Source organism: Streptomyces sp. NPDC052043 (genome assembly GCF_044548235.1).
GTDB lineage: Bacteria > Actinomycetota > Actinomycetes > Streptomycetales > Streptomycetaceae > Streptomyces.
Genome location: NZ_JBIUBT010000011.1, coordinates 33,692 through 59,798 on the forward strand (window position 1 = coordinate 33,692; position 26,107 = coordinate 59,798).

Annotated in this window: 26 protein-coding genes and 1 pseudogene; 14 read left to right on the top strand and 13 right to left on the bottom strand. The window is 72.4% G+C overall.

The genetic code is table 11. The features are described from left to right. Nucleotides 1-64 precede the first annotated feature (64 nt). Together ACIHCX_RS25915 and ACIHCX_RS25920 are read right to left on the bottom strand one after the other, a co-directional pair. Nucleotides 65-1,042 (bottom strand): sugar phosphate isomerase/epimerase family protein, encoded by a 978-nt coding sequence (locus tag ACIHCX_RS25915; protein WP_400033384.1) that lies wholly within the window; start codon nucleotides 1,040-1,042, stop codon nucleotides 65-67. Continuing rightward, the gene (locus ACIHCX_RS25920; RefSeq protein ID WP_400033386.1) at nucleotides 1,039-2,193 is read right to left on the bottom strand and encodes a Gfo/Idh/MocA family oxidoreductase; all 1,155 of its coding nucleotides are present in this window, start codon (nucleotides 2,191-2,193) and stop codon (nucleotides 1,039-1,041) included. The genes ACIHCX_RS25915 and ACIHCX_RS25920 overlap by 4 nt, the downstream gene beginning before the upstream one ends. 292 nt (nucleotides 2,194-2,485) lie before the next feature. On the opposite strand from ACIHCX_RS25920, the gene ACIHCX_RS25925 reads away from it, so the two are divergent. Then, nucleotides 2,486-3,280, top strand: coding sequence for a GntR family transcriptional regulator (locus ACIHCX_RS25925; protein ID WP_400033388.1), 795 nt, complete (start codon nucleotides 2,486-2,488; stop codon nucleotides 3,278-3,280). Between the two features lie 32 nt (nucleotides 3,281-3,312). After that, nucleotides 3,313-4,293 carry an ROK family protein gene (locus ACIHCX_RS25930; protein ID WP_400033390.1) on the top strand — a complete coding sequence of 327 codons (981 nt, stop codon included), beginning with the start codon at nucleotides 3,313-3,315 and terminating at the stop codon, nucleotides 4,291-4,293. Nucleotides 4,294-4,361: 68 nt separating this feature from the next. Here ACIHCX_RS25930 and ACIHCX_RS25935 read toward each other — a convergent pair whose 3' ends face one another. Together ACIHCX_RS25935 and tnpA are read right to left on the bottom strand one after the other, a co-directional pair. Then, nucleotides 4,362-5,501 (bottom strand): glycoside hydrolase family 19 protein, encoded by a 1,140-nt coding sequence (locus ACIHCX_RS25935; RefSeq protein ID WP_400033392.1) that lies wholly within the window; start codon nucleotides 5,499-5,501, stop codon nucleotides 4,362-4,364. A gap of 355 nt (nucleotides 5,502-5,856) precedes the next feature. Beyond that, a pseudogene (gene tnpA, locus ACIHCX_RS25940) lies at nucleotides 5,857-6,083 on the bottom strand (IS200/IS605 family transposase); the annotation flags it as partial. 75 nt (nucleotides 6,084-6,158) lie between these two features. Between tnpA and ACIHCX_RS25945 the strand changes: the two are divergent. From ACIHCX_RS25945 to aspA, 5 genes are all read left to right on the top strand, one after another. Next, complete coding sequence (locus ACIHCX_RS25945) at nucleotides 6,159-7,406, top strand: RNA-guided endonuclease InsQ/TnpB family protein (RefSeq protein ID WP_400033394.1); 1,248 nt, start codon at nucleotides 6,159-6,161, stop codon at nucleotides 7,404-7,406. Nucleotides 7,407-7,507: 101 nt separating this feature from the next. Continuing rightward, nucleotides 7,508-7,855 (top strand): DUF1330 domain-containing protein, encoded by a 348-nt coding sequence (locus tag ACIHCX_RS25950; protein ID WP_400033916.1) that lies wholly within the window; start codon nucleotides 7,508-7,510, stop codon nucleotides 7,853-7,855. A 55-nt stretch (nucleotides 7,856-7,910) separates the two neighbouring features. Further along, nucleotides 7,911-8,642, top strand: coding sequence for a FadR/GntR family transcriptional regulator (locus ACIHCX_RS25955; protein ID WP_400033396.1), 732 nt, complete (start codon nucleotides 7,911-7,913; stop codon nucleotides 8,640-8,642). Nucleotides 8,643-8,653: 11 nt separating this feature from the next. Then, nucleotides 8,654-9,670, top strand: a complete 1,017-nt coding sequence (locus ACIHCX_RS25960; RefSeq protein WP_400033918.1) for an asparaginase — start codon at nucleotides 8,654-8,656, stop codon at nucleotides 9,668-9,670. 115 nt (nucleotides 9,671-9,785) lie between these two features. Continuing rightward, nucleotides 9,786-11,198: an aspartate ammonia-lyase gene (gene aspA / locus ACIHCX_RS25965; RefSeq protein ID WP_400033398.1), complete on the top strand. Its 1,413-nt coding sequence runs from the start codon at nucleotides 9,786-9,788 to the stop codon at nucleotides 11,196-11,198. A 57-nt stretch (nucleotides 11,199-11,255) separates the two neighbouring features. On the opposite strand, the gene ACIHCX_RS25970 is transcribed toward aspA, so the two are convergent. Continuing rightward, on the bottom strand, nucleotides 11,256-11,693 hold the full coding sequence (locus tag ACIHCX_RS25970; protein ID WP_400033400.1) for a glutaredoxin domain-containing protein: 438 nt from the start codon (nucleotides 11,691-11,693) through the stop codon (nucleotides 11,256-11,258). A 275-nt stretch (nucleotides 11,694-11,968) separates the two neighbouring features. On the opposite strand from ACIHCX_RS25970, the gene mptB reads away from it, so the two are divergent. From mptB to ACIHCX_RS25985, 3 genes are all read left to right on the top strand, one after another. Then, complete coding sequence (mptB, locus tag ACIHCX_RS25975; RefSeq protein ID WP_400033402.1) at nucleotides 11,969-13,357, top strand: polyprenol phosphomannose-dependent alpha 1,6 mannosyltransferase MptB; 1,389 nt, start codon at nucleotides 11,969-11,971, stop codon at nucleotides 13,355-13,357. Then, nucleotides 13,354-14,604: a glycosyltransferase family 87 protein gene (locus ACIHCX_RS25980; RefSeq protein ID WP_400033404.1), complete on the top strand. Its 1,251-nt coding sequence runs from the start codon at nucleotides 13,354-13,356 to the stop codon at nucleotides 14,602-14,604. The genes mptB and ACIHCX_RS25980 overlap by 4 nt, the downstream gene beginning before the upstream one ends. Nucleotides 14,605-14,733: 129 nt before the next feature. After that, on the top strand, nucleotides 14,734-15,756 hold the full coding sequence (locus ACIHCX_RS25985) for a hypothetical protein (RefSeq protein ID WP_400033406.1): 1,023 nt from the start codon (nucleotides 14,734-14,736) through the stop codon (nucleotides 15,754-15,756). A gap of 57 nt (nucleotides 15,757-15,813) precedes the next feature. On the opposite strand, the gene ACIHCX_RS25990 is transcribed toward ACIHCX_RS25985, so the two are convergent. The 4 genes from ACIHCX_RS25990 to ACIHCX_RS26005 all read right to left on the bottom strand — a co-directional run bounded on the left by ACIHCX_RS25990 (nucleotide 15,814) and on the right by ACIHCX_RS26005 (nucleotide 19,794). Beyond that, nucleotides 15,814-16,956 (bottom strand): site-2 protease family protein, encoded by a 1,143-nt coding sequence (locus ACIHCX_RS25990; protein WP_400033408.1) that lies wholly within the window; start codon nucleotides 16,954-16,956, stop codon nucleotides 15,814-15,816. 157 nt (nucleotides 16,957-17,113) lie between these two features. Next, entirely contained in the window at nucleotides 17,114-18,697 is a 1,584-nt protein-coding gene (locus ACIHCX_RS25995) for a multicopper oxidase family protein (RefSeq protein ID WP_400033410.1), read from the bottom strand. Continuing rightward, on the bottom strand, nucleotides 18,694-19,119 hold the full coding sequence (locus tag ACIHCX_RS26000) for a hypothetical protein (protein WP_400033412.1): 426 nt from the start codon (nucleotides 19,117-19,119) through the stop codon (nucleotides 18,694-18,696). Before ACIHCX_RS26000 ends, ACIHCX_RS25995 begins: the two co-directional genes overlap by 4 nt. 201 nt (nucleotides 19,120-19,320) lie before the next feature. Then, entirely contained in the window at nucleotides 19,321-19,794 is a 474-nt protein-coding gene (locus tag ACIHCX_RS26005) for a MarR family winged helix-turn-helix transcriptional regulator (RefSeq protein ID WP_400033414.1), read from the bottom strand. A 73-nt stretch (nucleotides 19,795-19,867) separates the two neighbouring features. Between ACIHCX_RS26005 and ACIHCX_RS26010 the strand changes: the two genes are divergently transcribed. Continuing rightward, nucleotides 19,868-20,242: a cupin domain-containing protein gene (locus tag ACIHCX_RS26010; protein WP_400033416.1), complete on the top strand. Its 375-nt coding sequence runs from the start codon at nucleotides 19,868-19,870 to the stop codon at nucleotides 20,240-20,242. A 280-nt stretch (nucleotides 20,243-20,522) separates the two neighbouring features. Here ACIHCX_RS26010 and ACIHCX_RS26015 read toward each other — a convergent pair whose 3' ends face one another. Continuing rightward, nucleotides 20,523-21,116 (bottom strand): PadR family transcriptional regulator, encoded by a 594-nt coding sequence (locus ACIHCX_RS26015; RefSeq protein ID WP_400033418.1) that lies wholly within the window; start codon nucleotides 21,114-21,116, stop codon nucleotides 20,523-20,525. A gap of 72 nt (nucleotides 21,117-21,188) precedes the next feature. On the opposite strand from ACIHCX_RS26015, the gene ACIHCX_RS26020 reads away from it, so the two are divergent. Both ACIHCX_RS26020 and ACIHCX_RS26025 read left to right on the top strand, forming a co-directional pair. After that, on the top strand, nucleotides 21,189-21,659 hold the full coding sequence (locus ACIHCX_RS26020; protein ID WP_400033420.1) for a hypothetical protein: 471 nt from the start codon (nucleotides 21,189-21,191) through the stop codon (nucleotides 21,657-21,659). Between the two features lies 1 nt (nucleotide 21,660). After that, a complete protein-coding gene (locus ACIHCX_RS26025; RefSeq protein WP_400033422.1) occupies nucleotides 21,661-22,827 on the top strand; it encodes an FAD-dependent oxidoreductase in 1,167 nt (388 codons plus the stop codon). Between the two features lie 112 nt (nucleotides 22,828-22,939). On the opposite strand, the gene ACIHCX_RS26030 is transcribed toward ACIHCX_RS26025, so the two are convergent. Continuing rightward, a complete protein-coding gene (locus tag ACIHCX_RS26030) occupies nucleotides 22,940-24,007 on the bottom strand; it encodes a Gfo/Idh/MocA family protein (protein WP_400033424.1) in 1,068 nt (355 codons plus the stop codon). A gap of 1 nt (nucleotide 24,008) precedes the next feature. Continuing rightward, the gene (locus ACIHCX_RS26035) at nucleotides 24,009-24,986 is read right to left on the bottom strand and encodes a Gfo/Idh/MocA family protein (RefSeq protein WP_400033426.1); all 978 of its coding nucleotides are present in this window, start codon (nucleotides 24,984-24,986) and stop codon (nucleotides 24,009-24,011) included. A gap of 237 nt (nucleotides 24,987-25,223) precedes the next feature. Between ACIHCX_RS26035 and ACIHCX_RS26040 the strand changes: the two genes are divergently transcribed. Next, nucleotides 25,224-25,877: a hypothetical protein gene (locus tag ACIHCX_RS26040; protein WP_400033428.1), complete on the top strand. Its 654-nt coding sequence runs from the start codon at nucleotides 25,224-25,226 to the stop codon at nucleotides 25,875-25,877. A gap of 41 nt (nucleotides 25,878-25,918) precedes the next feature. Here the strand turns inward: ACIHCX_RS26040 and ACIHCX_RS26045 are convergent, their stop codons facing one another. Then, nucleotides 25,919-26,101 (bottom strand): hypothetical protein, encoded by a 183-nt coding sequence (locus tag ACIHCX_RS26045; protein WP_400033951.1) that lies wholly within the window; start codon nucleotides 26,099-26,101, stop codon nucleotides 25,919-25,921. Nucleotides 26,102-26,107 lie beyond the last annotated feature (6 nt).

Below are 26,107 nucleotides of genomic sequence, written 5' to 3' on the forward strand. Positions count from 1 at the left end.
GGCGGACCGGGAACGGCGCCGGGAGGCACGGCCGGCGGGCCGTGCGTCCCAGGCACCGGGGTGATCAGGAGTGGGCGGCCACCTTCGCGGCCAGCCAGGCATGGTTGGCCGCCTGCTCGGCGGCGACCTGCGGATATTCCTCGGCCGGGGTCGGCGCCCGGTCCTGCTCGACGAGCAGCCAGCCCCGGTAGCCGCCGCGCAGCAGCTCGGACAGGAAGGCGTCGATGTCGACGTCGCCCGCGCCGAACGGCACACAGACGTCGGCCCACCACTCGTCGAAGTCGGTGCGGCCCGAGGCCTTGGCTTCGGCGAGCACCGCCATGCGTACGTCCTTGACGTGCACGTGGTTGATCCGCTCGCGCCAGGCCCGCAGGCACGCCACGGGGTCGCCACCCGCCAGCTGGATGTGCGCGATGTCGAGGGTGAGGCCGACCTCGGTCAGCTCCAGCAGCCGCTCGACCTCCCAGGGCGACTCCACAAAGGTGCTGATGTGCGGGTGGAAGGAGGGGCGCAGTCCGTAGGAGCGGGCCATCGCCACCGCCCGCTCGGACAGCCGGGCCAGGCGTTCCCAGCCGGCCTCGTCAAGGGCCAGCGAGCGGTCGTCCCAGGACCTGGCGGGGTGGTGCAGCAGGGTCTCGCTGCCCTCGTCGGCGAGGATGGCCAGCGGCGCCTGGTCGGCGGGGGTGCCCGCCGCCTCGGCGCACGCCGCCAGTTCACGGCAGGTCTGTTCCATCCGGGCCAGGTCGTGCTCCACGACGTCGTCGCCGAGCGCGTAGTGCACGGGGATGTAGGCGCCGACGGCGGCCAGCCGGTGCTCGGTGAAGAGCGCGGCGGCCTGCTCGGGCGTGCCGAAGAAGCCGGGCGGGCCGAGTTCGCTGCCCTGGTAGCCGGCCTCGGACATGGAGGCCAGCAGGGCGCTCGGGGAGGAACCGGGCCCGCCGGCGCCCTCGCCGTACACGCCGTAGCTCACCGGCGCGTTGCCGATCAGGATCCCGTCGGGCAGCGCGTCACCGGCGCCGGGGTTCGTGGTGCGGCCGGTCATGCGGCACCCCCGTGCGCGGCCTCGCCGCCGATCTCGACGCCCACCCGCTCGGCGAGCGTGGCGACCAGGGCCTGGAGACAGCGCACGTCCTCGGCCGCCCCGGCTGCACCCGAGCGGACCTTCGCCTCGCCGTGGACCGCCGCGGCGAACTCCTCCAGCTGGCGGACGAACCCGGTGTCGTAGCCGTGGCGTGCGGTGGTGTCGCGGCGCACCGCGCCCTCCGCGCGTTCCACGCGCAGCGTGGAACGCACGTCCACCAGGTAGGGCGCGGCCATGTCCAGGCGGAGCCGGCCGTCGCGGGCGAGCACGGCGATCTCCTCGCCGTACTCGGGGTGGTCCGGAAGCCAGTTCCAGTTGAGCACCAGCCGGGCGCCGTCACCGAGCGGCGCGGTGGCCAGCAGGCACGGCGGTTCGCCCTCGACCGGCCACGGCCACAGCTCGGCGGTGTCGAAGGCGGTGGGCAGGGTGAAGCCGAGCGCGCGCAGGACAGAGAGCTCGTGGATCACCGAGCCGTTGAGCACGTCGCGGTAGTAGCGGCCCAGTTCGGCGGGCACCTCGCCGAGGGCGTCGAGGGTGCGCGCGTCCTCGTAGGCGAGCGACTCGGCGATCACCGAGGTGTCCGCGTCGTCGGCCGGCGGGTCCAGCCGCAGATGCTCCACCTGGGGTTCGTCGGCGGGATGCAGCACGGTGACCCGGACGGTGCGCGGGGTGTCCAGCTCGGCCAGCTCGGCCGCGGCGACCTCGGTGAGCGGGTCGTACATCTTCATGTAGCCGACCTGGAGCACCAGGCCCTTGGCCTCGGCGAGCGCGCCCAGCTCCTCGGCCTCGGCCACGGTCAGGCACAGCGGCTTCTCGGCGAGGACGTGCTTTCCGGCCTCCAGCGCGGCGCGTGCGGCCTGCGCGTGGGTGCCTGGGGTGGCCAGCAGCACGGCGTCGACGGTGTCGTCGGCCAGCACGCTCTCATAGCGGTGCGTGGCCCGTACGCCGACGCCGCAGCGGGCGGCCACCGCCGCCGCACGGGAGGGGGACAGATCGCACACGACGGCGGTCTGGAACAGCGCGCCCAGGCGCTGGACGGCGGGGAGGTGGACCGACTGAGAAATCGTTCCTGCGCCTATGACGGCGAGACGGACCGGTGGATGTGACGGCATCGAGGCTCCCTCGGCTCGGGTGCGGCGCGGTGTGCTGTCGCGGGTCGCGGGTGAGTGGTGTCACGCATGGTGGTGTCGAGGCGTGCCATCGGGCTGGGCCCTGCGGCCTGTTGGAGGCAGGGGTCGGCCGTGGCCCCGTACAACGCCAGGCGGGCACACGTCGGTGAACGGAAGAGGAACTTCCGAATGTCGGCGTGGTGGGATCATGGCGCACTTCAGTCCAGTCAGTCCAGTGTTTGGACCAGATTTTCATCTGGTCCATGAACTGGTTGCTCTGGTACGGTCCATGACCGTGACCACGCATGACGCACCGGCCTCACCCTCCGTCCCCGCCCCTGCCCCCGCACTCGCCGCAACCGCGACCACGACCGCGGGCCCGGCCGTCCAGCTCGCCCGCCGCGCACTCGGACAGCTGCTGGACCGCCGGGTATGGGCCCCGGGCAGTCAACTGCCCGGGGAACGCGCCCTGGCCCAGCGCGTCGGCGTCAGCCGCAGCAGCCTGCGCCAGGCCCTGGCCCTGCTGGAGACCGAGGGCCGGGTGCACTCCTCACCGCAGCGCGGCTGGTTCGTCGCGACCGACGTGGTCAGCGAACCGCCCAGCGTGCTGAAGAGCTTCACCGACATCGCCCGCGACCGCGGCCTGACCGCCACCGCACGGGTGCTGCGCCGCGAGGTCCGCCCGGCCGGCTACGAGGAGTCGGCCCGGCTGCGCATCGCACCCGCCGCCGAGGTGCTGGAGGTCGTCCGGGTGCGCGGCCTGGACGACGTACCGGTGTGCCTGGACACCACGGTGCTGGTGCGCTCCCGTGCCCAGGCGCTGGAGGACGTCGACCTGACGGACCGTTCGCTCTTCGCCGAACTGGAGGCCAGGGCCGGGGTGCGCGTCATGCACAGCACGTACACCGCGCGCGCCGACGGTGCCCAGCCCTTGGAGGCGGAGCTGCTGCGGGTGCCGCCGGGCACCCCGGTCCTGGTCGGCGAGGAGGTCACCTACGACCAGACCGACACCCCGGTACTGCTCGGCCGGGCCGTGTACCGCGGCGACGCGTACCGCCTCGAAGCCACCCTGCACCGCAGCTCCGACTGAACCCACCGCATCCCAGGCGAAGGCCAACTCCCGTGAACACGAGCTCGATCCCGGCGCCCACCGGGGAACCGTCCGGCCGGACCGCCGTCGCGGCCCTGGACGTCGGCGGCACCAAGATCGCCGCCGGTCTCGTCACCGCCGACGGCACCCTGCTGCACCGCCGTGAACTGCCCACCGCCACCGCCACCGCCGCCGGGGGAGGACTGCGCGATCCCGGCCTGACCGGCACCGCCCGGGCGGCCCGTGCCCTCCTCGACGACGCCGCCCGGCTGGGCGTCACGGTGACCGCACTGGGCGCCGGATTCCCCGAATACGTCGACGTCGACGGCGAGTTGACCAGCCGTGAGGTACTGGCCTGGGACGTGCAGCCGGCCGCCGTACTGGCCGCCCTGGCCGCGCCCGGCCTGCCGGTGGCCGTCGGCTCCGACGTGCGCTGCGGGGCCCTCGGCGAAGCGCGGCACGGCGTCGGCCGCGGCCTGCCCGACTTCCTCTACGTGTCCCTGGGCACGGGACTGTCCTCCACCGTCGTTCTCGACGGGCGGCCCGTCGCCGGACGGCGCGGGGAGGCCATCGCGCTGGGGGAGTGGGAGGTCCCGGCCTCCGTGGACCGGGACTGGCGGGGAAACCTGGAGCAGTACTGCTCCGGTCGCGGCATCGGCGAACGCCGCACCGCCTGCGGCGGCTCCCCCGTGCCGGGCGCCCGGGAGGTCACCGCCCTTGCCCTGTCCGGTGATCCGGACGCGGCCCGCGTCCTGGACACCGCCGGACGGGCGCTGGGCACCGTGCTCGGCCACCTCGTCCGGGTCCTCGACCCCTCGGCGATCGTCCTCGGCGGCGGACTCGGCACCGGTGACGGGCCGCTGCACGCCGCACTGCGCGAGGCCTACGCCCACACCACCCGCACCCGGCCGGCGCCCCCGCCCATCCGCCGCGCCGCCCTCGGCCCCGACGCCGGCCTGATCGGTGCCGCGGCCCTTCCGGCACCGAGCGGGCTCGGCGCGTTGCTCTCCTGACCTCGACAGCGGGCGGGGCGTGGACCGCAACCCCGGTCCACGCCCCGCCCGCCGGGGGGATGCGCTGCTCAGCAGTACAGGTTGGCACCGGGGCTCACGCCGAGGACGGAGGCGAAGCGCTGGTAGGCGTCCACGCGGCTCTGCACCTGGGCGGGATTCCTGCCGTCGCATTCCAGGGAGCCGTTGATCGAGCGGATGGTCTGCCCGAAGCCGGCGCCGTTGACCATGGCGGCGTGCGGGGTCATGGTGCCGGGACCCGACTGGGTGTTCCAGTACCACAGGCCGGTCTTCCAGGCCACGGACGCGTCGTTCTCCACCAGCCAGGGGTTGTTGAGCAGGTCGATGCCGAGTGCGTCGCCCGCGGCCTTGTAGTTGAAGTTCCAGCTCAGCTGGATGGGCCCGCGGCCGTAGTAGGCCGCCTGTCCGGCGGGGCAGCCGTACGGCTGGTTCCCGTCGCAGTAGTGGGGGTAGTTGGCGGTGTTCTGCTCCACGACGTAGACCAGGCCGCCGGTCTCGTGACTGACGTTGGCCAGGAACGCGGCCGCCTCCTGCTTGCGCGTCGTGTCACTGCCCGTGCCGGCGAAGCCGGGGTAGGCGCCGAGGGCGGCGGTGAGCCCGCTGTAGGTGTAGAAGGGGTTCCGGTTCGGGAACATCTGGTTGAACTGGGCTTCGGAGACGACGAATCCGGACGGGGTGCCGCCGCCGCTCGCGGGGGCGTCCCACTTCTGGTTGGCGCCTCCGGTGCAGGTCCAGATCTGCAGGCGGGTGCCGTTGGCGCTGTTGTTGTCCCGGACGTCGAGGCACTTGTCCGCGGCCGGGTTGACGATGTCGTGGGCGGCTGTAACGACCCACTGCTGGTTCGCTCCGCCGGAGCAGTCCCACAGCTGGACGGCGGCTCCGTCGGCCGTGCTGCGGTCGACGACGTCGAGGCACTTGCCGAGCGCCCGCAGCGTTCCGTCGCCTGAGACGGACCACTTCTGGGCGCTCGTGCCGTTGCACTCGTAGAGCTGGACGGGCGTGCCGTTGGCGTCGCTCGCCGCGGCGACGTCGACGCACTTGCCGGCGAGGCCGGTGATCTGCCCGTCCGCCGCCCAGGCGGGCGAGACGGCGAACAGGGCGGAGAGGGCGAGAGCGAGCACGGCGCTGACGGTGAGCTTGGCCAGGGGGGCGCGTCTGTGGAGGTTCGTACCGAGGTGGGGGGTCGGCATCTGGGGTGTGCTCCTGAGGGAGAGGCGGTGGGGTCACGGCGTGACCTCCGGGCTCCGGTGGGGGCGCGGGGGCAGGCCGCGAGGGTGGGGGAGGGTGAGCCGGCGCCGGGCGTCGTTGCGACACGGGGATCCGACTCGACCCGGCACGGGGGAGCCTGACGGCCTGGAATCTAAAGGTCTAAACCAATGCGGTCAAGAGGTGGACATGACATTTGGCCGACAATCGGGGGCCGACGGCCTCGTCGCCTGTGCGCGGGCGCTTACCGGGACTCTTGCAGAAAGCCCCGGCGTTCACGCCGGGGATGAATGCATCTCAGGACTGCTCTGACCTGCGCCTTGGAGCGGGCGTTTATGCTATCCGGCGGGCGGAAACGCCCTTGAGGCTGTTGACCAGCTTGGAGACGGCGACCTTGGGCGGATAGTGCACCAGGAGGTGGACGTGATCGCGTTCGCCGTTGAATTCTTCAGCTCCGCCTCGAAGTCCTCGCACACCTTGCGCGTGATCTCTTCGCAGCGCGTCAGCATCTCGTCGTTGAAGACTCCGCGCCGGTACTTCGTCACAAAGACCAAGTGCACATGCATCGCCGAGACAACTTGTCTGCCACGCCTGTAGTCGTTCTCCTGATTTACGAGATCAATCGCAGTAGGGTCCTGGTCATGCAGCTCCGCTACAACTACCGGGCCTACCCGGATGCCGCCCAGCGCCGTGCGCTGGCCAGGGCGTTCGGGTGCGCCCGCGTCGTGTGGAACGACTGCCTTCGCGACCGCAAGGAAGCACACGCGGCCGGGCTGCCGTACGTGAAATCAGCGGATCTGTCCCGACTGCGCATCACCCAGGCCAAGCACACCGAGGAACGAGCCTGGCTCGCCGACGTGTCGGCGGTCGTCCTGCAGCAGTCTTTACGGGACCTGGACACCGCCTACAAGAACTTCTTCGACTCGGTCAAGGGCAAGCGGCAGGGACGCAAGGTCGGCGCTCCCCGGTACAAGTCGAAGAAGGACACCCGGCAGTCGATCCGCCTCAACACCAACGCCTTCTCCCTCCAGGACGACGGCACGGTGTACGTGGCCAAGGTCGGCCATCTCAAGGTCAAGTGGTCCCGCCGGCTTCCGGCCGCACCCACGTCCCTGACCGTCACCGAGGACGGCTGTGGCCGGTACTTCCTCAGCTTCGTCGTGGACGCCGAGCCGGACATCCTCCCCGAGCTGGAGACGGAGTCCGGTATCGACCTGGGCCTGTCCGTCTTCGCGGTCCTGTCCGACGGCCGGAAGATCGCCAGCCCCCGCTTCCTGCGCCGGGCGGAGAAGAAACTCAAGAGTCTCCAGCGGGAGTTGTCCCGCAAGGTCAAGGGGTCGAAGAACCGGGCGAAGGCCCGTGTCAAGGTCGCTCGCCAGCATGCCAGGGTGGCGGACCGGCGCCGGGACTGGCACCACAAGGTTTCCACGCAGGTCATTCGCGATAACCAAGCGGTGTACGTGGAAGACCTCGCGGTGTCCGGCCTCGGCCGTACCCGGCTCGCCAAGTCCGTGCACGACGCGGGATGGTCCGCGTTCGTCGGCATGTTGGAGTACAAGGCGGTCAGGCACGGCCGCACCTTCGCCAAGGTGGGCCGGGCCTTCCCGTCCTCCCAGGTCTGCTCGGCCTGCGGATTCCGGGACGGCCCCAAGCCCCTGCACGTCCGGCAGTGGACGTGCGGCCAGTGTGGCACCGCGCATGACCGCGACCACAACGCAGCACGCAATGTCCTCATCGAAGGACGCCGTATCGTCGCCGCCGGACGGGTGGAGACGCCAAACGCCTCGTGGAGCGCCGGTAAGACCAGGACGAAAGTCCCGGCACAGCGCGTTGAAGCAGGAAGCCCCCGGAAGGGCCAGCCGGCCCAGGCCGGGATCCCTGGACTTTAGGCCAGGGAGCACGTCAACTGTCAGGTCATCGCGCCCCGCCCCGCCGCACCCCCCTGCCAGGATCGCCGGTGTACACAAGCCCGACCGGCCGGAAGGACGACATGCCCGCCTACGCCATAGCCCACCTGCAGGAGGCCGCTCCGCACCCGGAGATCGCCGAGTACATCGAGCGCATCAGCGCCACCTTCGAGCCCTACGGCGGCCGTTTCCTCGTGCACGCCGCGCGGCACGAGGTGAAGGAGGGCAGCTGGCCCGGGCACGTCGTGGTGATCTCCTTCCCCGGCATGGCCGAGGCGCGGGCCTGGTGGGACTCGCCCGCGTACCAGGAGATCGCGCCCCTGCGCTCGCGGCACATCGAGGGCGACATCGTTCTGGTCCCGGGCGTTGCCGAGGGCTACGACCCGACCGCCGCCGCGAAGGCGATGCGGGAGGCGCTGCCCGCCGGGTAGTGCTCGGATCCGGCGCCACTTGACAGTCGGGCCTCGTCACGCGCAGGATCGCCTAGTGAACCTGTCAGACAGCCAGACAGGTGGCCTGGGACCGCGCCGCGTCAGCGCCATGGAAGCGGTACTCAGCCACCTTCGCGGTGCCATCGAGCGCGGCGACTACGCCATCGGCGACAAGCTCCCGTCGGAAGCCGAGCTGTGCCGCACCCTGGAGATCAGCCGGCCCGTGCTGCGGGAGGCCCTGCGGGCCCTGCAGACGATGGGACTCACGGTCTCCAGGACCGGCAAGGGCACCTTCGTCGTGGCCAACGCCGTCGAGGACCCCACCTTCGGCGACTACGCGGCCAGCGACCTGCTGGAGGTGCGCCGCCACGTCGAGATCCCGGTCGCCGGGTACGCGGCGCAGCGCCGCACCGCGGAGGACCTCGACCACCTGGCCCACCTCCTGGAGCGGATGGAGCAGGAGACGGACACCACCGCCTGGGTCGCGATGGACACCGTCTTCCACCTGGCTGTGGCCGAGGCCGCCCAGAACCCGGTCTTCCGCCGGGTGATCGAGGAGATCCGGGACGCGCTGGCCCGCCAGTCCGCCTTCCTCAACGAACTCGGCGGCCGGCGCGAGCAGTCCAACCGCGAGCACCGGGCGATCGTCGAGGCGCTGGCCGACGGTGCCGAGCGCGACGCGGTGCGGGCCATGACCCACCACCTCGACCGCGTCGAGATGACCCTGACCGACATCATGCGGCCGCCGCGCGCGGACGCCCTCACGGAGAACGGACCCGAGGCGTGAACCAGGCAGTGATGGACACAAGCGCGGTGGCCGGGGCCCCCGCGGTCCGGGAGCCCCGGCACGTCCCCGTCGCGCACCTCGTCCGCGGCGGGGTCGTCGAAGGCGTCCACTACGGCTCGGTCGTGGTCCTCGGCGCCGACGGAGCCGTGGAGCTGCGACTCGGCGACATCGAGGCCGCCTTCTACCCGCGTTCGGCGATCAAGCCGGTGCAGGCGGTGGCGATGCTCCGGGCCGGGCTGCCGCTCGACGGGGAACTGCTCTCGCTGACCGCGGCCAGCCACTCCGGGGAGGAGCGGCACCTGGCCGGCACCCGGCGCATCCTGGAGCTGGCCGACGTCACCGAGGACGACCTGCGCAACGTCCCCGACCTGCCGTACGACCCGGTCGTCCGCGACGCCTGGGTGCGCGAGGGCCGCCTGCCGTCCCGGCTCGCGCAGAACTGTTCCGGCAAGCACGCGGCCATGCTCTACACCTGCAAGCTCAACGGCTGGCCGCTTGCGGACTACCTCGCACCGGGCCACCCGTTGCAGCGGGCCGTCGCCGAGACCGTCGAGGACCTCACCGGGCAGGCGATCGCCCGGGTGACCGTCGACGGCTGCGGAGCGCCCCTGTTCGCCGTCTCGCTGCACGGGCTCGCGCGCGCCGCGGCCCGGATCACCACCGCGCCGGCCGGCACCCCCGAGGCGCGGGTGGCGGACGCCATGCGCGAGCACGCCGAGACGGCCTCCGGCTCCGGGCGGGACGTCGCCGCGCTGATGCGCGCCGTGCCCGGGCTGCTCGCCAAGGACGGCTTCGAGGGTGTCCAGGTCGCCGCGCTGCCGGACGGCCGGGCCGTCGCCGTGAAGATCGCCGACGGAGCGAACCGGGCACGCGTCCCGGTCGCCGCCGCGGCCCTCGCCCGGGCCGGGGTCGACCCGGCCGCGCTCGCCGGGTTCGCGGGGGAGCCCCTGCTCGGCGGCGGCGAACCGGTCGGCAGCGTCCGGCCCACCCGCGCGCTCGACCCCGCACCGGGCTCCGGGCCCCGCTAGGGCCTGTTGCGAAAGTACCGCCTGCCCCGCGACAGGCCCTAGGGCTGTATCGAGCTCCACGCCCGGACGCCTGCCCGACTCAACCGTCCACCTCCGAAAGAGGACCCGCACCGCCATGACCGCCGCCGCCCACCGCAGTGAGCACGACCTGCTCGGCCACCGCGACGTACCCGCCGAGGCCTACTGGGGCATCCACTCCCTGCGCGCCCGGGAGAACTTCCCCATCACGGGGACGCCGATCTCCGCCTACCCGCACCTGATCGACGCCCTCGCCGCCGTCAAGGAGGCCGCCGCCCTCGCCAACGAGGAACTCGGCCTGCTGGAGCCGCGGAAGGCCGCCGCGATCGTCGAGGCCTGCCGTGAGATCCGCGACGGCAAGCTGCACGACGAGTTCGTCGTCGACGTCATCCAGGGCGGCGCCGGCACCTCCACCAACATGAACGCCAACGAGGTCGTCGCCAACCGCGCGCTGGAACTGCTCGGCCACGCCAAGGGCGAGTACCAGCATCTGCACCCCAACGAGGACGTCAACCTCGGCCAGTCCACCAACGACGTCTACCCGACCGCCGTCAAGATCGCCACGGTGTTCGCCGTGCGCGGCCTGCTCAAGGCGATGGCCGTACTCCAGGACGCCTTCGCCGGCAAGGCCGTCGAGTTCCGCGATGTGCTCAAGATGGGGCGCACCCAGCTCCAGGACGCGGTGCCGATGACGCTGGGGCAGGAGTTCTCCACGTTCGCGGTCATGCTCGACGAGGACCGCCTCCGGCTCGCGGAGGCCGTCGAACTGATCCACGAGATCAACCTCGGCGCCACGGCGATCGGCACCGGCCTCAACGCCCCCGCCGGATACGCCGAGTCGGCCCGCCGCCACCTCGCCCGGATCACCGGTCTGCCGCTGGTGACGGCCGCCAACCTGGTGGAGGCCACCCAGGACTGCGGTGCCTTCGTGCAGATGTCCGGCGTGCTCAAGCGGATCGCCGTCAAGCTCTCCAAGAGCTGCAACGACCTGCGTCTGCTGTCCTCCGGTCCGCGCGCGGGACTCAACGAGATCAACCTGCCGCCGGTGCAGGCCGGTTCGAGCATCATGCCCGGCAAGGTCAACCCGGTGATCCCCGAGGTCGTCAACCAGGTCGCCTTCGAGGTGATAGGCAACGACGTGACCATCACCATGGCCGCCGAGGCCGGTCAGCTCCAGCTGAACGCCTTCGAACCGGTCATCCTGCACTCCCTCTCCGAGAGCATCACGCACCTGGAGCGCGCCTGCCTGACCCTCGCCGAGCGGTGCGTGTCCGGCATCACGGCCAACACGGCGCAGCTGCGTGCCGCGGTGGAGAACTCCATCGGTCTGGTCACCGCCCTCAACCCGCACATCGGGTACGAGGCGGCCACCGGCATCGCCAAGGAGGCCCTGGCCACCGGCCGTGGCGTCGCCGAACTCGTCCTGGAGAAGGGGCTGCTGCCGGCCGAGCGCCTCGAGGCGCTGCTGCGGCCCGAGGTACTCGCGGGCAGCGGTTCGCCGAAGGTCTGAGCCGTCAGCCGCCCGGGGAGCCGGCAGTCGTCCTCTCCGGGCGGGCACTGCTCCTGATCACACGGAAGGGGAAAGCTGTTCGCGCACCCATTCAGGATCGGGGTTGGTGTGCGGCCGGTCCGCCACGAAGACGGTCGGCACGGTCTCGTTGCCGTCGTTGACCGCCCTCACCGCAGCGGCTCCGGCCGGGTCACGCCAGATGTTGACCCAGTGCGCCCGGCGGGCGCTGCGGCCCAACCGGAGACGCAGTCGCAGACAGTACGTGCAGCCCGGACGCCAGAAGACGACCGGGCGCCCGTCGACCGCGCTGCGGCGTCGCGCCTCCAGCGCACCGATCGACCGCGGGAACACCAGAGGCGAGTTCAGGCCCGCGAGCAGGACGAACACCAGCACGAGTGCTGTGGCTGCGCCGAGACTTCCCGTGAAGGCCAGCGTGGTGGCAGCGGCTGAGCCACTGAGCGCGAAGGTCAACGGCAAGATCCAGGCGCGTGTCATGGTGACGCAGGCTAGCCGCTGCCGACAGTCCCTGGCCAGGGACCCCTGCGGCCTGGACCGGCGGTGGGTACGCGCTCGCCGCCTCGCGGGCAGCCGCCGCCTCCGCGCTCTTGGCCGCCTTGAGTGCCACCGGCGCCGTGCCGCGCAGGGATTTCCCTGCACGTCATCTGTCATGTGCACGCAGCGCACACGGCGGTCATGCGCACGCCGCCCGGTCGAGGGGCGTGCGTCGCCTTCCGGCCACCAGGCGTTGACACGCTTCCCGAGTGTTGGCCATGGCTTTCCCCGTCGATCTCCGCCGCTGCCAGGCCCTCGGACTGGCCGGTACCGCCTTCCTCGCGTTGGGCGGTCAGACCGCCGGGGCCCTGCCGGTCGCGGATCTGGTCTCTCCCGAGTCCGGACGCGCCGCCCTCGGACTGGTGGGGGTGTACTTCGGGGTCGTTCTGCTGATCGCCGCGTGGGCGCTGCTCGGCCGGTTGATCCGCGGCCCCGAGCCGCCCACGCCCCGCGCCCTGCTGCTCGTCCTGGCCATGTGGGCGGCACCGCTGCTGCTGGCGCCGCCGCTGTTCAGCCGGGACGTGTACAGCTATCTCGCGCAGGGCGCCATGGTCGACGCCCACCTCGACGTGTACGCGCACGGGCCGGCGCAACTCGGCGGACCGCTCGCGGCCGAGGTCGCGCCGGTGTGGCGGGACACCGCGGCCCCGTACGGTCCGGTCTTCCTCGTCGTGGCCTCCGCCCTGTCCGGCCTGACCCGCGGGGAACTCCCGGCCGGCCTGCTCGGCATGCGGCTGGTCGCCCTGCTCGGCGTGGCCCTCATGGCCGTCGCGCTGCCGCGGCTCGCCCGCCAGTGCGGAGCCGATCCCGCCGCCGCGCTGTGGCTCGGCGCCCTCAACCCGCTGGTGCTGCTGCACCTGGTCGCCGGCGCCCACAACGACGCCATCATGCTGGGGCTGCTCGGCATCGGTCTGCTCGCCGCCCGCGGCCGCCTGTACGTCCTCGGGATCGTCCTGATCACGCTCGCCGCGCTGGTGAAGGCGCCGGCCGCGCTCGGCCTGCTGGCCGTGATCGCGCTGCGCCGGCACACCGGAGTGGTGCGTGCGGTCGTGACGACCACCGCGGTCGCGCTCGCCACCACGGTCGTGGCAACCGCCCTCGCGGGCACGGGATACGGCTGGGTCGCGGCCCTGCGGACACCCGTCTCGCCGCACAACTGGTCGCCCACCAGCGTCCTCGGCCGGGTCACGGGCGACGTCCTCGCACAGCTGGGCAGCGGCCTCGCGCCGCTCGCCACCCCGCTCTGGCACGCGGCGGGCCTGCTCGCGACCACGGCCGCGGTGCTGTTCATCTGGCTCCGGCTGCGCCCCGGCCCGATCTACGCGCTCGGCCTGAGCCTGGCCGCCGTGGCCGTGCTCGGACCGGCGATCCGGCCCTGGTACGCCCTGTGGGGACTGTTCCTCATCGCCGCCGCCGCGCCCAGCTCCTCCGTCCGCCACCGGGTGGCCGCCGCGACCGCCGTCCTCGCGCTCGCCGTACTGCCGAGCGGCGGCCCGCCCGACCTCGCCCAGGTGGTCCTGGCGGGCTGCGGAGGCGCGCTCGCCCTGGTCGTCCTGTGGCAGGCGCACCAGACGGCCCAGGCGCCGGTGCTGGGAGGGACCGCGTGAGACTGCCGCGTACCGAGCGGGGACGGCTCGTCCTCGTCCTGTGCCTCGCCGTGGCCGTGACGGTCTTCACTGCCACGGTGCCGCTGCTGCGCGGCTGGTTCGACCTGCGGGTCTACTACGGTGCCGTGAACGACTGGGTGCACCACGGCGGCCGCGTCTACGACTACCAGGTGCCGGGGACCGCCTACGGGTTCACCTACCCGCCGTTCGCCGCCCTGACCATGCTGCCGATGGCACTCGTCGGCCCGAACACGGCGATCGCGGGCGCGCTGCTGCTCAACCTCGCCGCCGTCGCCGCCGTGCTGTGGATGCTCGCCGGCCAGGAACTGCGCCGCCACGGCTGGTTCGGCTGGGCCCTGGCGGCCTGCGCGCTGGCGCTGCTCGAACCCGTGCGGGACACCGTCAGTTTCGGGCAGGTCAACCTCCTGCTGCTGGCGCTCGTGCTCGCCGACGGCTGGCTGCTGTCCAGCGGGCGCGGCCGCTGGGCGGGGGTGGGCATCGGGCTCGCGGCGGCCGTCAAGCTCACTCCCGCGGTCTTCATCGGCCTGCTGCTGCTCGCCGGGCGCCGGCGGGCCGCCGCCGTCGCGACCGCCGTCACCGCCGCCGCCACCGCCCTCGCGGCCTGGGTGGCACCGGACGCGTCCCGCTTCTACTGGACGCACGCCGTCTGGGACACCACCCGCGTCGGCCGCCTCGACTACGTCTCCAACCAGTCCCTCCAGGGCGTCCTCGCCCGGCTCGCGGCGCCCGGCGAACCCAGCCGCGCCGCCTGGGCCCTGACCGTCGTGCTCGTCCTGGCGGTGTGGGCGTGGCGCACCCGCCGGGCGCTGCGCGCCGACGACTGGCGGGCCGCCTTCGCCCTCACGGGACTGGTCCCCTGCCTGATCAGCCCGATCACCTGGGTGCACCATCTCGTCTGGCTGCTGCCGTCGTTCGCGGTCCTGGTGCGCGCACGCCGCCTGCGGACCGCGGCCGTCCTGTACGGGCTGCTGTGCACCAGCGTGGTCTGGCTGTGGTTCGACGACGCCTCCGGACTCGACGGCTTCCTCGGCAGCAACACCTACGTGTGGATCACCCTGGTCCTGCTGGTGACCCTGCCGAGCGGCCGGCCCCAGGTCACGAGCCCGCCCCTCAGCGGCGGCACCGGAGCACCCGCGCCGGCGACCGTCCCCGGCTCCGGCACCTCGGGACCGCCCCCTGCGCCCGCCGGGGTGGACGGGAAGGTGACGACAGCCCCCGGGCCATGACCGCGGACCGCGGCGCGGATCCCGGACGATCTTGGTGTACGGCTCCTGTTCATCCCTCCCTCATGCCGGTTCGAGGCGGAGTTAAGGGCTGGGCAGAACAGTGCTGCCGCATCCCACCAGGAGGTTTCGATGAGATCGTGGCGTCGCGCAGCATCCGTCGTATTGGCCCTGAGCGCCCTCGCCCTCGCGCTGACGAACCAGTCGGCGACGGCCGACCCCGGACACAACCGCTTCAGCTTCGCGGTGATCGGCGACATTCCCTACGGCGACTCCCAGATCGCCGACTTCCCCCACGTCGTCGGCCAGATCAACGCCGACCGTGACGTACAGGTCGTCGCCCACATCGGCGACATCAAGGACGGCTCCACCGTCTGCAGCGACGACTACTTCCAGATGGTCAAGTCGGACTTCGACATGTTCGAGGACCCGCTGGTCTACACGGTGGGCGACAACGAGTGGACCGACTGCCACCGCGCCAACAACGGAGGCTACGACCCGCTGGAGCGCCTGGCCGCCATCCGCAAGGTCTTCTTCCCCAAGGCGGACCACACGCTCGGCCGCAACAGCGTCAAAGTGACCTCGCAGGCCGACCAGGGCTACCCCGAGAACGTCCGGTACACCCGGGCGAACGTCGCCTTCGCCGCCCTGCACATCGTCGGCAGCAACAACAGCATGGCCCCGTGGACCGGCAACACCTCGGCCACACCGGAGCAGGCGGCCGAGGTGCTCGGCCGTACGGCCGCCGTGGTGCAGGAGATCCGCGACACCTTCGCGGACGCCCGGCGCACCAACAACAAGGCCGTGGTGCTGCTCACCCAGGCCGACATGTTCGACCCGACGGTCACCGACGCGACCTTCGCGGACTACTACGCCTTCCAGCCGATCGTCAGGGCGATCGCCGAGGAGTCGGCCAAGTTCCGTGGCCCGGTGTACCTCTTCAACGGCGACAGCCACGTCTACCACAGTGACAAGCCGCTGGACGCCGGTTCCAAGTGGCGCTCCTTCTACGGCGTCGACACCGTCGTCCCCAACCTCAGCCGGGTCACCATCGACGGCTCGACCAACGTCGGCAACTGGCTGAAGGTGACGATCGATCCGGGCAGCAAGCAGGTCCTCAGCTGGACCCGGGTGCCCTTCACCCACGCGAAGTGACCTCCCTCCGGAAGTGACCTCCCTTCGGGAGACACCACGCGGGGAGCATCCGGCCTCTCACACCGGGTGCTCCCTGCGGGCCGACGGATCCCGGTAGCGCCGGCGGGACCGGTCGATGTCGTGCGCGGTGATGATCCCGTCGAGCCGGCCGTCGTCCATGACCAGGATGGGCAGTCCGCCGCCCGCGTTGCCCAGGCGCTCCAGGACGGAGTTCAGCAGCTCGTCCGGCGCGGCGAGGGTGCACCGGGACAACGGGGTCGCGAGGTCCCGTGCCCGCAGCACCTCCCGCCGGCCGGGCGGTACGGAGGCCAGCCGGCGCAGCTGGAGGAGGCCACTGGGATGACCGTTGAAGTCCAGCAGGGGCACCACCGAGTGTCCTGTGTGGGTGGCCACCTCGGACAGGAAGCGGCCCACGGTCAGCCAGTCGGGTCCGGTGACCACCGGAGAGGACATCGTCTGACCCACCCGTACGCCGCGCAGGGCGGTGACCAGCTCCGCCCACCGCCGCTCGGCCGCGGCGGTACCGGCCACGAACAGACCGATGGCCATCAGCCACAAGCCGCCCGTCATGCCCCGAAGGAGCACCACCCAACCGGCGGCGGCCAGCGCCATGCCCACGACCTGTCCGCTGCGGCCGGCGGCCCGCTGGGCCCGCTCGCGGTCCCCCGTGCGCCACCACACCGCCGCCTGGACCAGCCGGCCTCCGTCCAGAGGCGCGGCGGGCAGCAGGTTGAAGACACCCAACAGCAGGTTCGTGCCACCCAGCCAGCCCAGCACGGCGACCGGGATCCGCCATCTCAACGTCGCGTCCACCCCGGCCGCCGCGCCCAGCCAGACACCGCCGAGCAGCAGGCTGGCGACCGGCCCGCTGACGGCGACCGAGAACGCCGTGCGGGCAGTCGTCGGCCGGTCCATCCGGGTCAGCCCACCGAGCGCCCACAGCGTCACGTCCCGCACGGTTATCCCCGCCCGGCGGGCCGTCAGCGCGTGCGCCACCTCGTGCACCACCAGACTCACCAGCAACAGCGAGGCACCGACGACCCCGCCCGCCGCGTATACCACAGGCGCCCGGCCCGCCTCGTAGCTGGGCAGCGTCCAGCTGGCCAGACCGTACGCGAAGAAGAGCATGACCAGCGGCACGCTCCAGTGAGCCTGAATCGCCAGCCCTCGGATGCTTCCGATCCGGATCGAACCCTTCATTCCCATCACCGCCGACAGGTCACGCCCTCCGGCCGTATCCGCCGCCCTCTCTCCAGGGTCCGCCCCGGACCGACGAAAGGAAACATCCGATTCCCGGCCGGAGGAGAACGCGCGCCGGCGACCCGGACGCCGGCGGCCGGCCGCTGCGCGCACGGGACTACTCGGTCACGAAGTCGCCCATCATGGCCATGTCCTCGTGCTCCAGGTTGTGGCAGTGGAGCATGAAGGGGCCGGTGTAGTCGGTGAAGCGGACGACCACCTCGACGGCCTCGGCCGGGCGGAGGGCCACGGTGTCCTTCCAGCCGTGGTCGTAGGCCCCGAGGTCGTGGTTGTTCCGTGAGACCACCTGGAAGTGGTTGAGGTGGAGGTGGACCGGGTGGTGGAAGTTGGTGGTGAACCGCCACACCTCGGTCTGTCCCAGCTTGGGCCTGGCCAGGGCCCGGCCCGGCCGGTACTCCAGGCCGTTGATGGTCCACCCCTCGACCGAGCCGCGGAAGTGGAAGTCCCGGGTGACCGCGGCCCGGGCGGGGTTCAGCGCGACCACTTCGCTGAGCTTCTCCGGCAGCCTGGTGTCGTCCTTGGGTGAGCCGGACCCCACGTCGAAGCGCATGACCTCGGCGGTCCTGCCGTCTCCGAAGCGGTTCAGCAGGCGCACCTCGGTGCCCGCGCGGTACCGGGAGAAGTCGGTGACGACGTCGAAGCGTTCGGCGGGTGCGATCTCCAACGCGTCGTGGCGACGGGGTCCGGGCAGCAGCCCGCCGTCGCCGCCGATCTGTACGAAGGCGCCCCCGCCCTCGGGCTGGGGGTCCAACTCCAGCTTGTACACCCGGGCGTTGGAGGCGTTGAGGAACCGCAGCCGATAGCGCAGCCGCTCCACCTGGTGCACCGGCCAGGGTGCTCCGTTGACCAGCACCACATCACCCAGCACGCCGTTCATATAGGCGTCGGTGACGCCCGGCGCGTGAAATCCCGGATCCAGCATGGGGTAACGGAACGATCCGTCCTCCGCGAAGGACCGGTCCGTGATCATCAGCGGAACGTCACGCTCGCCGCTCGGCAGCGGCAGCCGCTCCTCCTCGTCGTCGTGGACGAGATGGAAGCCGGCCAGCCCCCTCCACACGCTCGCGCCGGTGTAGCCCATGCGGTGATCGTGGTACCAGAGCGTCGCCGCGCGCTGCTCGAACGGGTAGGTGTAGCTCCGCGCCCCCTCGGCCAGGTCCATCGCCCCGTGGTCCATGGGCATGCCGTGCTTGCCGCCCGCCATGTCCTGGGCGGCGCGGTGGGCGTCGTAGGAGCCGTCGGCGGGCAGGATGAGCGAGGTCGGGTAGCCGTCGCTCGCCGCCGGGGTGTGCCCGCCGTGCAGGTGCACGACGACGGGCTGGTCCAGCTCGTTGCGGTGCCGGACCACGGTGCGCCGCCCGGAACGGGAGACGAGGGTGGGCCCCGGGAACGTTCCGCCGTACGTCCAGGCCTTCGTCCTCAGACCGGGCAGGATCTCCAGCTCGGCCACGCGCTGGGTGATGTCGTAGGTGTCCGTGGTGCCGCTGCTGGAGGCGGGCTCCAGCACCGGCGGCACGGGCAGGGGCACCTGGTAGGGCCGGGGCAGTTTCGCCGTGCTGGCGAGCAGTTCGCCGGGCTTGCCCTCGCTGAAGTAGGAGCGCAGCAGGGGCCAGCCCGCCAGGGTCACGGCTCCCACGCCCAGGGCGGCGCCACCCGCGCTCAGGAAGGTACGCCGTCTCACGCGACCAGCTCCGGATCATGGTTCGGCGTATCCGGCGTACCGGGGGAGTCACCAGGTGGCAGCGGGGTGAGCATCACGCGCTGGGTGAGCATGGCCGCGGCCACGACGACGGCCACGCCGAGCACGACGTGCGCGGGCACGCTGTGCTTCACGCCGAGCACCACCTGTCCGAGGAGCGCGATCAGCAGCAGGACCGAGGGGAGGAGGAAGGAGGACGGCCCGCCCGCCCGGCGCACCAGGAAGGCGGCCACGGCCATCACCATGGCCACGCCCACGATTCCGCGAGCCAGCATGCCGTGCATCGCCAGCATGTCGAAGTGCCCACCCAGAAAGCCTCCGGCCAGGGCGACTTGGACGAGGAGCAGCACACACTGGAGCAGGGCGAGGGTACGGACGGCGAGCAGGGAGCGACGTAAGAGCATACGGATACCTCAGCTCGGTCTCGACTTATGGGATGTGCGGCACCGGAAGGGCACACAGGCGTACACAGGCGTAGAACCCGGGTCATCGAACCGTCTGGGGACTGCGGGGCGCAACCCCAATGCCGAGTCCTGAGTGGCGCCTTTGCGATCCGTCCTGCGGTCCGTCGATGTGGGCGAGCCGCATCCTGCCCGCACCCGCGGTCACCACACGGGGCGCAGCGGCGGGATCGAGTCGCCGGCCAACGCCCGGATGACGGCTACGAGTTCGGCTCGGGGCACCTGGAGCCCGGTTTCCTGGAGCCGCTTGGCCAGCTGCGCCTCCAGCTCGTGCAGCACCCGCCCGGCCACGGCCAGGTGCTCCTGTGCCCTGCCGGTCAGCACGACGAGTTTGCGCCGTCCGCCGGCTGGGTGCGGTTGACGCCGGACATACCCCCGTGCCTCGAGGTCGTCGACGATCTGGCCGGCGGCCTGCTTGGTGACGCCGAGTTGCTCGGCCAGTTCGCTGCTTGTCGCACCGGCCCCCTGGAGCACCTGGAAGACCATGCCGTGGACGGGGCGCAGGTCGGTGGGGTCGGCGGCTTCCAGACGGCTGACGAACTCCGAGAGGACCAGCTGGAAGGCCATACCGAGCAGGAAGGTGAGCTCGGTCCGCTCGAGGGGGTCGTGGGTCTCCATCGGTTCATCTTGACACACCTGTGTAAAGCCCCTTTACTCAATGCGAGTAAAGCAACTTTACCTAGGAGGCGTCATGCAGGTGATCAGTGAGAGCGAGCAGCGGACGACCCGGACGCCCGCGGGCTCGGTGTTCGGCCTGGCGGGCCCCAGTCAGGGCAGCAGTGAGGTCAGCACCTGGCGGGTGGAGCTCGGCGCCGACTCGGCCACACCTGTTCACGTGATCGATCGCGAACAGGTGTGGATGCCGCTGTCGGGGGAGTTCCTGGTCGAGGTGGACGGCGTGACCGAGCAGGCCAAGGCCGGCCAGGCGATCATCCTTCCCGCCGGCGTGGTGCGGCAGCTCAAGGCCGTGGGCGGCCCCGCTCAGGCGCTGGTCGCCATGGGCGTCGGCGGCAAGGCGATGATGCCGGGCAGTGAGGAGAAGGTCCCGCTTCCGTGGGCCGAGTGACCTCCCCGAACACAAGCCGAGGACCAGTGGTCGTCGAGGCCCCGGCTCCCTTCGGGGGCGGTGCTGCGGGCGCTGGGGGCGGATGCCGCGCGGGCCGGCCGTAGGCCGACTCGGGCTCGCCGTGGGCGGGTTCGGTTGGCCCCCGCGTGGCCCGCCGCCCAGGTTCGGCGGGCCGGTGCCTCGAAGGCACCTACGCGGGGTAAGCGGAACGTACGCCTCCACCGGCCGGATCGGAAGACCCGTACCAGTGTGCCGCCGCTCACACAGGTACGGGCCGGGGTCAGGACGAGTCCCGGGCCAGGGCGGCCAGGGTCTCGTGGTCCCAGGTGAGGGTGCCGGAGCGGAGGTCGGACGTGACCGTGTCGAGCCAGTCGAGCTCCGCGGTCAGTACGGCGCGGCAGTACTCGTCCTCCAGCATGGTGATCCGCGGCAGCGCCATCCGCCGTGCCGCCTCGGCGGCGGTGTCCAGTTCGGCGAGCCGGGCCCGCACCTGTGCGGCGCGGGCGGTCAGGTCGGCCTGCACCTCCTGCGGCAGCAGCATCATCGTGAACGAGAGCGCGGCGGGGAACTCCGGGTACTCCGCCCGAGGAGCGGCCAGCATCTCCCGCAGCCACGCACGCGTCGCCGCGCGGCCCGCCTCGGTCACCTCGTAGACGGTGCGTTCGGGGTACTGCTGGTCCCGGCTGGTCTCGCGCACCGCGATCAGTCCGGCGCCGAGCAGCCGGTCGATGGTCCGGTACAGGCTCGCCCGCTGGCTGACGTTGACGACCTGGTCCTTTCCCCACTGCTTGATCAGCCGCTGGATGCCGTACGGGTGCAGCGGCTGCATGTGCAGCAGCGAGAGGACGGTGAGGCCGAGGGGGGAACTGCGCATGTTCCGAGCCTAGCGGAATGATCTCAGGGAAACTAGTTGACGCGATACTAGTTTCACTGCAACTATCAAGGCATGACGACGCCGACCCGACTCGCGTCCGCCGAGCGCATCCACGCGGACCACACCACCGTGAAGCACCTGGGCCACTGGACCGAGGCCACCGAGTTCGACGTGCACGCCCGTCACGCCACGGTCGTGCTGGACCTGCGCTCCCCGTACATCGCCTGGGACGAGCCGCTGACCATGGATCTGGAACTCGTCCGTGGCGCGATCACCCTGCTGCTGTCCGACGAGGTCGCCGTGGACCGCCGCGACCTCGCGTTCGCCCGCCGCGGCCGGGTGAAGGACGCGCAGCCCGGCGCCGGGCCGGCCCGGCTGCGGCTGGTCGGAACGGTCTGCGACGGCGAGATCCGGATCCGCCGCGGCGGGAGCGCCCAGCTCACCGCCATGTGCTCCCGCGGCTACCTGGACGACCTGCGCCGCGCCCACCGCGAAGGCGGCCTGCCCACCGTCGACGACCCCACCCGGGAGAGGACCCGCTGACATGACCCGCACCCGCACCGCCATCGTCGTGGGGGGCGGCATCGCCGGCCCGGTGGCAGCCCTCGCGCTGCGCCGGGCCGGGATCGAGGCCACCGTGCACGAGTCCCACCCCACGACCGCCGACGGCATCGGTGGCGCCCTGAGCGTCGCCCCCAACGGCCGGGCCGCTCTCGGCCTGGTCGGACTCGACCGGGTCGGCGTCCCGATGAACGCCGTCGTGCTCCAGAACCACAGGGGCCGGGTCATCACCGAGATCCGCCAGCCCATGCAGTTCACCTGGCGCGCCGACCTCTACCGGCGGCTCTACGACCTGGCCCTGCGTCAGGGCGTCCCGGTCCACCACGGCCACGAACTCGTCGACGTCCGCGACAGCGGCACCGGCATCAGGGCGGTCTTCGCCGACGGCACCACCAGCGAGGAGGCCGACGTCCTGATCGGTGCGGACGGGCTGCGCTCCACCGTCCGCCGGCTGATCGACCCCCGGGCTCCCCGGCCGCGCTACTCCGGACTGCTCGGCTTCGGCGCCCGCGTCGACGGCGCCGGACTGCCGCCCACCGGCGACCGGATGTACATGGCCTTCGGGCGCCGGGCCTTCTTCGGGTACCAGACGTTCGACGACGGCACCGGCGTCTGGTTCGCCAACCTCCCTCACCCGTACGCGACGTGGCAGCAGGTGCGGAAGACCCCGAACGAGGAGTGGCTGCGCCGGCTGGGCGAGGCCTTCGCCGGTGACACCGTCCCCGCCCTGGACCTGCTGCGGCGCACCCCGCCCGAAGCCCTGGTCACCGCGGGCCCCATGGAGGACCTGCCGCACGTCCCGCACTGGCACCGCGGCCGGATGGTGCTGGTGGGCGACTCCGCCCACGCCACCTCTCCCAGCTCCGGCCAGGGCGCCTCACTCGCCGCGGAGAGCGCCGTGGAACTCGCCCGCGCGCTCCGGGACCTGCCGCACGCACAGGCCTTCGCCGCCTACGAGCGCGCCCGCCGCGCCCGGGTCGAGCGGGTCGTCGCCCAGGCCGCCCGCACCAACAGCGGTAAGGCCGCCGGGCCCGTCGGCCGGGTGTTCCGCGACGCCCTCCTGCCGCTCTTCGCCCGCCTCGCCACCCCCGAGAAGTCGGCCTGGCAGTACGACCACCGGATCCCCTGGGACACCGCCGTCGCCGCCTGAGTGCCGCCGGGGGACGGCCCGCGTCGAGCGGAGCCGCACGGCCCCGGCGGTCAGGGGCTCGCCGGGGCCGCGTGCTGCCGCGCGCCGCCCCCGCGGGAGGGGCGCGGGAGCGTCATGCCGCCGTTGTGCCCCCCGTGCGGACGGCCGGTGCGACGGGGGCGCCGTCGCGGCGTGCGGAGGCCAGGGCGGCCTCGACCACGGCGACGGCCGCGTGGATGTCGGCCGCCGTGACCAGGGGAGTGCGTCCGTGGCGGATGTCGTCGCGGAACTCGGTGAACAGCCGCCGCAGCGCCGTCACGCCCGCGGGCCCGCCGACCTGGCGGGAGGCGCTGCCGCCGTCCGCTGTGCGCACGGAGACGGAGGGAGCGTCCTCGTCGGCGAGCACGTGGCCGTGCGAGCCGAGCACGCGCAGGCTGGAGGAGACGGGGGCCGGGCCGATGCCGGCGGGGGTGCGGGCCACCGTGGCGGTCGCCACCACTCCGTTGCGCAGGCGGAGCGAGAGCACCGCCGCGTCCTCGACACCGTGGGTGCCGTGCGGGCCGTCGAAGAGCGGCGCCTGGGGCGCGGCACTGCTGAAGGCGACCACCTCCTCCACGTCCAGGCCGGTCAGGTGCCGGACCGTCAGGGCCGGATACCACCCGAAGTTCATCAGCTCGCCGCCGCCGGACAACTCCGGGTCGCAGACGAGTTCGGGGCGCTCGACCGTGGTTCCGTCCAGTCCGCCGGCCGCGAGCCACTCCGCGTCGACGGCCAGGGGCAGACCGATCGCGCCGGAGTCCACGATGCGCCGGGCCCGAGCCAGTTGCGGGGAGTGGAGGCGATGGACGGCGGTGAGCAGCCCGCGCGAGCGGTCGGCGGCGTCCCACAGGCGCTCCGCGTCGCGGGTGCTGGTCGCGGCGGGCTTGTCGACGACGACGTGGCGGTCCGCTTCGAGCGCCCTCACCGCGAGTTCGACATGGCGCGTGGGTTCGCTGCACACGAGGGCGATGTCGCAGGAGGCAAGGCCCTGGTCCAGGTCGAGCAGCTCCATGCCCGTCGTACGGGCGAGGGCGGCACTGTCCTCGGCGAAGGGGCTGTCGGCGGTGTCGGCGCAGCCGATCACCTCCATGCCGGGCAGGGACCGCAGCAGTGGCACGTAGTCACGGGCGTGCCGGACCCCGGATGCGATGAGAACCCTCATCTCAGCAGACCTCCTTGACGTCGACGGGGCGGCCTTCGTCCGCGCTGAGCTGTGCCGCCAGGGCGGCGGCCAGAGCGGCACGTACCTGACGGGGCGCGGTCAGCGGGGCGGCCGCACCGTCGAGCACGTCGCGCAGGTGCCTCGTCTGCTCCGTCATGGCGCCGTCGATCGAGGCGGGGGCGAGGGGCGTCGCCGAGTGCGCTCTCGGCTCGTCCTCGCTGCTGTGGTGCAGGGTGCCGGTCGTGCCGGACAGGACGAGCCGGCGGACGAACGTGCCGCGTTCCGCGAGGGCGTAGCACAGTTCGACGGTCGCGAGGGCGCCGCCGGCGAAGCGTACGAGGATCTGGAAGCTGTCGGGCGTCGGCATCCCGGGCGCCCAGGTGCGGCAGGGGCGGGCGAAGACGCGGACCGGTTCGTCGTCCATGAGCCAGGTCAGCAGGTCGAGGGCGTGCACGCCGTTGTGGGCGACATGGCCCCCGGAACGGGCCGGGTTCAGCTGCCAGCCCCGCCAGCCTCCGGGCCAGACGTGCCCCGTGTACCAGGTGAGGTGGGCCAGGCGGGGGGTGCCGATCGCGCCCTCGGCGACCGCCCGGGCGATGTCCAGGTGGACGGGCTGGAAGCGGGCCGTCTGGGCCACGAGCAGGGGCCGGTCGGCGGTCTGCGCGGCGGCGAGGATCCGGTCGGCGTCGGCCACCCTCAGCGCGGCGGGCTTCTCCAGCAGGACCGCGCGGCCGGCCTGGAGCGCCGCCACGGAGAAGTCGGCGTGCGATTCGGGGGAGGTGCACACCGCGGTGACGTCGATGCCGTCGGACCACGCGCTCGCCGGGTCGGTGGACCAGGTGGCCCCCTCGGCGAGGGCGGCCAGCGCGGCGGCCCGCTCGGGATGCCGGTCGACGACGTGGGCCAGCCGCATTCCCGGGACGGCCGCGAGCGCGGCGACGTGGTCACGGGCGATGGCACCGGCGCCGAGGACGGCCACGCGGTGGTCGCTCGGCCGCCGTCCAGCGTCTGGCGATGCCTTCTCTCCGGGCACGGGGCCCTCTGCGGGCACGGGGCCCTCTCCGGACACGGGGGCAGAGCGCACGCGCGGCTCCTCACACTCGACTCTTCGCTTTTCGAGTTCAGACGTCAGACATCTTATGTCCGAGCGTTCGGAAGGTCACCCATCAGGACGGCCCGCGTCGCGTACCGGACACCCGGTGCGGACGATGAGGTCATGCGCCCTCAGCCGACGGAAGACCTGCCGCCGTCCCCTCAGCGTGTCCGCCCGCACAGGCAGTGCCTCGCCCGCGCCTCGGCCACGGTGACGCTCGCTCTCGCCGTCGGTGTGCTGACCGGATGCGGCCACGGCGGCGGCGGTTCCACGGTCAGCCCGAGGCCGACCCCGCCCGCCACCGCTTCCTTCTCGCCCCACCCGCTGCCGTCGGCGCTGGAGTCCTCCGCGTCCTCGGCCATCGCCTCCGCCCGCGCCTCGGTGTCGGCGGCGGCGTCCTCCGCGTCCGCGCGTGCCTCGGAGTTCGAGGCGTCGGTGTCGGCCGAGACCGCCCGCCGGGCCGCGGTGGCCGAGAAGGAGCTCAAGGGGGTCAAGGGAGGCGGCAACGCGCGGTCGGAGGTGAGCCTGACCGGCGTGCCCAGGACGCAGACCGGAGGTGTGCTGGCCTCCCTGGTCACCATCACCAACAAGACGAACCGCAGGGCGTCCTACGCCGTGCAGGTCGACTACCTGGACGCGCAGGGGCACGTGGTCGAGACCCGCTACACCGGGGCGGAGAACCTGGAGCCCGGCAAGCGCCAGCAGCCCATCGTGTTCAGCAGGAAACCTCCGGAGCCCAAGCTGACACCCCGGCTGACCAAGGCCCAACGCTACTGAGCGGGGAGCCCGGTCGGCCCGAGCATCGGGATTCCTGAGGCTCAGGCCCGGACCTCTCCCGCCCGCACCGCGGTCGGGCGGCCGCCGCGTACGGCCACCCGCCCCGCCACCACGACGGTGCCGACGCCCTCCGGAGCCTCCAGCGGCCGGTCGAAGGTGGCGCCGTCGCGGACGGCGGCCGGATCGAGTACCACCAGGTCGGCGACAGCACCGTCGCGGACCACACCGCG

Excerpts from the sequence above, each read along its gene's own strand:
- ACIHCX_RS25960 (WP_400033918.1), top strand. The coding sequence starts at position 8,654 with ATGGACACAAGCGCGGTGGCCGGGGCCCCCGCGGTCCGGGAGCCCCGG.
- ACIHCX_RS25950 (WP_400033916.1), top strand. The coding sequence starts at position 7,508 with ATGCCCGCCTACGCCATAGCCCACCTGCAGGAGGCCGCTCCGCACCCG.
- ACIHCX_RS25920 (WP_400033386.1), bottom strand. The coding sequence starts at position 2,193 with ATGCCGTCACATCCACCGGTCCGTCTCGCCGTCATAGGCGCAGGAACG.
- ACIHCX_RS26025 (WP_400033422.1), top strand. The coding sequence starts at position 21,661 with ATGACCCGCACCCGCACCGCCATCGTCGTGGGGGGCGGCATCGCCGGC.
- ACIHCX_RS25970 (WP_400033400.1), bottom strand. The coding sequence starts at position 11,693 with ATGACACGCGCCTGGATCTTGCCGTTGACCTTCGCGCTCAGTGGCTCA.
- ACIHCX_RS25990 (WP_400033408.1), bottom strand. The coding sequence starts at position 16,956 with ATGAAGGGTTCGATCCGGATCGGAAGCATCCGAGGGCTGGCGATTCAG.
- ACIHCX_RS26040 (WP_400033428.1), top strand. The coding sequence starts at position 25,224 with ATGCGCCCTCAGCCGACGGAAGACCTGCCGCCGTCCCCTCAGCGTGTC.
- ACIHCX_RS26010 (WP_400033416.1), top strand. The coding sequence starts at position 19,868 with ATGCAGGTGATCAGTGAGAGCGAGCAGCGGACGACCCGGACGCCCGCG.
- ACIHCX_RS26030 (WP_400033424.1), bottom strand. The coding sequence starts at position 24,007 with ATGAGGGTTCTCATCGCATCCGGGGTCCGGCACGCCCGTGACTACGTG.
- ACIHCX_RS25985 (WP_400033406.1), top strand. The coding sequence starts at position 14,734 with ATGAGATCGTGGCGTCGCGCAGCATCCGTCGTATTGGCCCTGAGCGCC.
- ACIHCX_RS26005 (WP_400033414.1), bottom strand. The coding sequence starts at position 19,794 with ATGGAGACCCACGACCCCCTCGAGCGGACCGAGCTCACCTTCCTGCTC.
- ACIHCX_RS26000 (WP_400033412.1), bottom strand. The coding sequence starts at position 19,119 with ATGCTCTTACGTCGCTCCCTGCTCGCCGTCCGTACCCTCGCCCTGCTC.
- ACIHCX_RS25945 (WP_400033394.1), top strand. The coding sequence starts at position 6,159 with ATGCAGCTCCGCTACAACTACCGGGCCTACCCGGATGCCGCCCAGCGC.
- ACIHCX_RS26020 (WP_400033420.1), top strand. The coding sequence starts at position 21,189 with ATGACGACGCCGACCCGACTCGCGTCCGCCGAGCGCATCCACGCGGAC.
- mptB (WP_400033402.1), top strand. The coding sequence starts at position 11,969 with ATGGCTTTCCCCGTCGATCTCCGCCGCTGCCAGGCCCTCGGACTGGCC.
- ACIHCX_RS26015 (WP_400033418.1), bottom strand. The coding sequence starts at position 21,116 with ATGCGCAGTTCCCCCCTCGGCCTCACCGTCCTCTCGCTGCTGCACATG.
- ACIHCX_RS25915 (WP_400033384.1), bottom strand. The coding sequence starts at position 1,042 with ATGACCGGCCGCACCACGAACCCCGGCGCCGGTGACGCGCTGCCCGAC.
- ACIHCX_RS25935 (WP_400033392.1), bottom strand. The coding sequence starts at position 5,501 with ATGCCGACCCCCCACCTCGGTACGAACCTCCACAGACGCGCCCCCCTG.
- aspA (WP_400033398.1), top strand. The coding sequence starts at position 9,786 with ATGACCGCCGCCGCCCACCGCAGTGAGCACGACCTGCTCGGCCACCGC.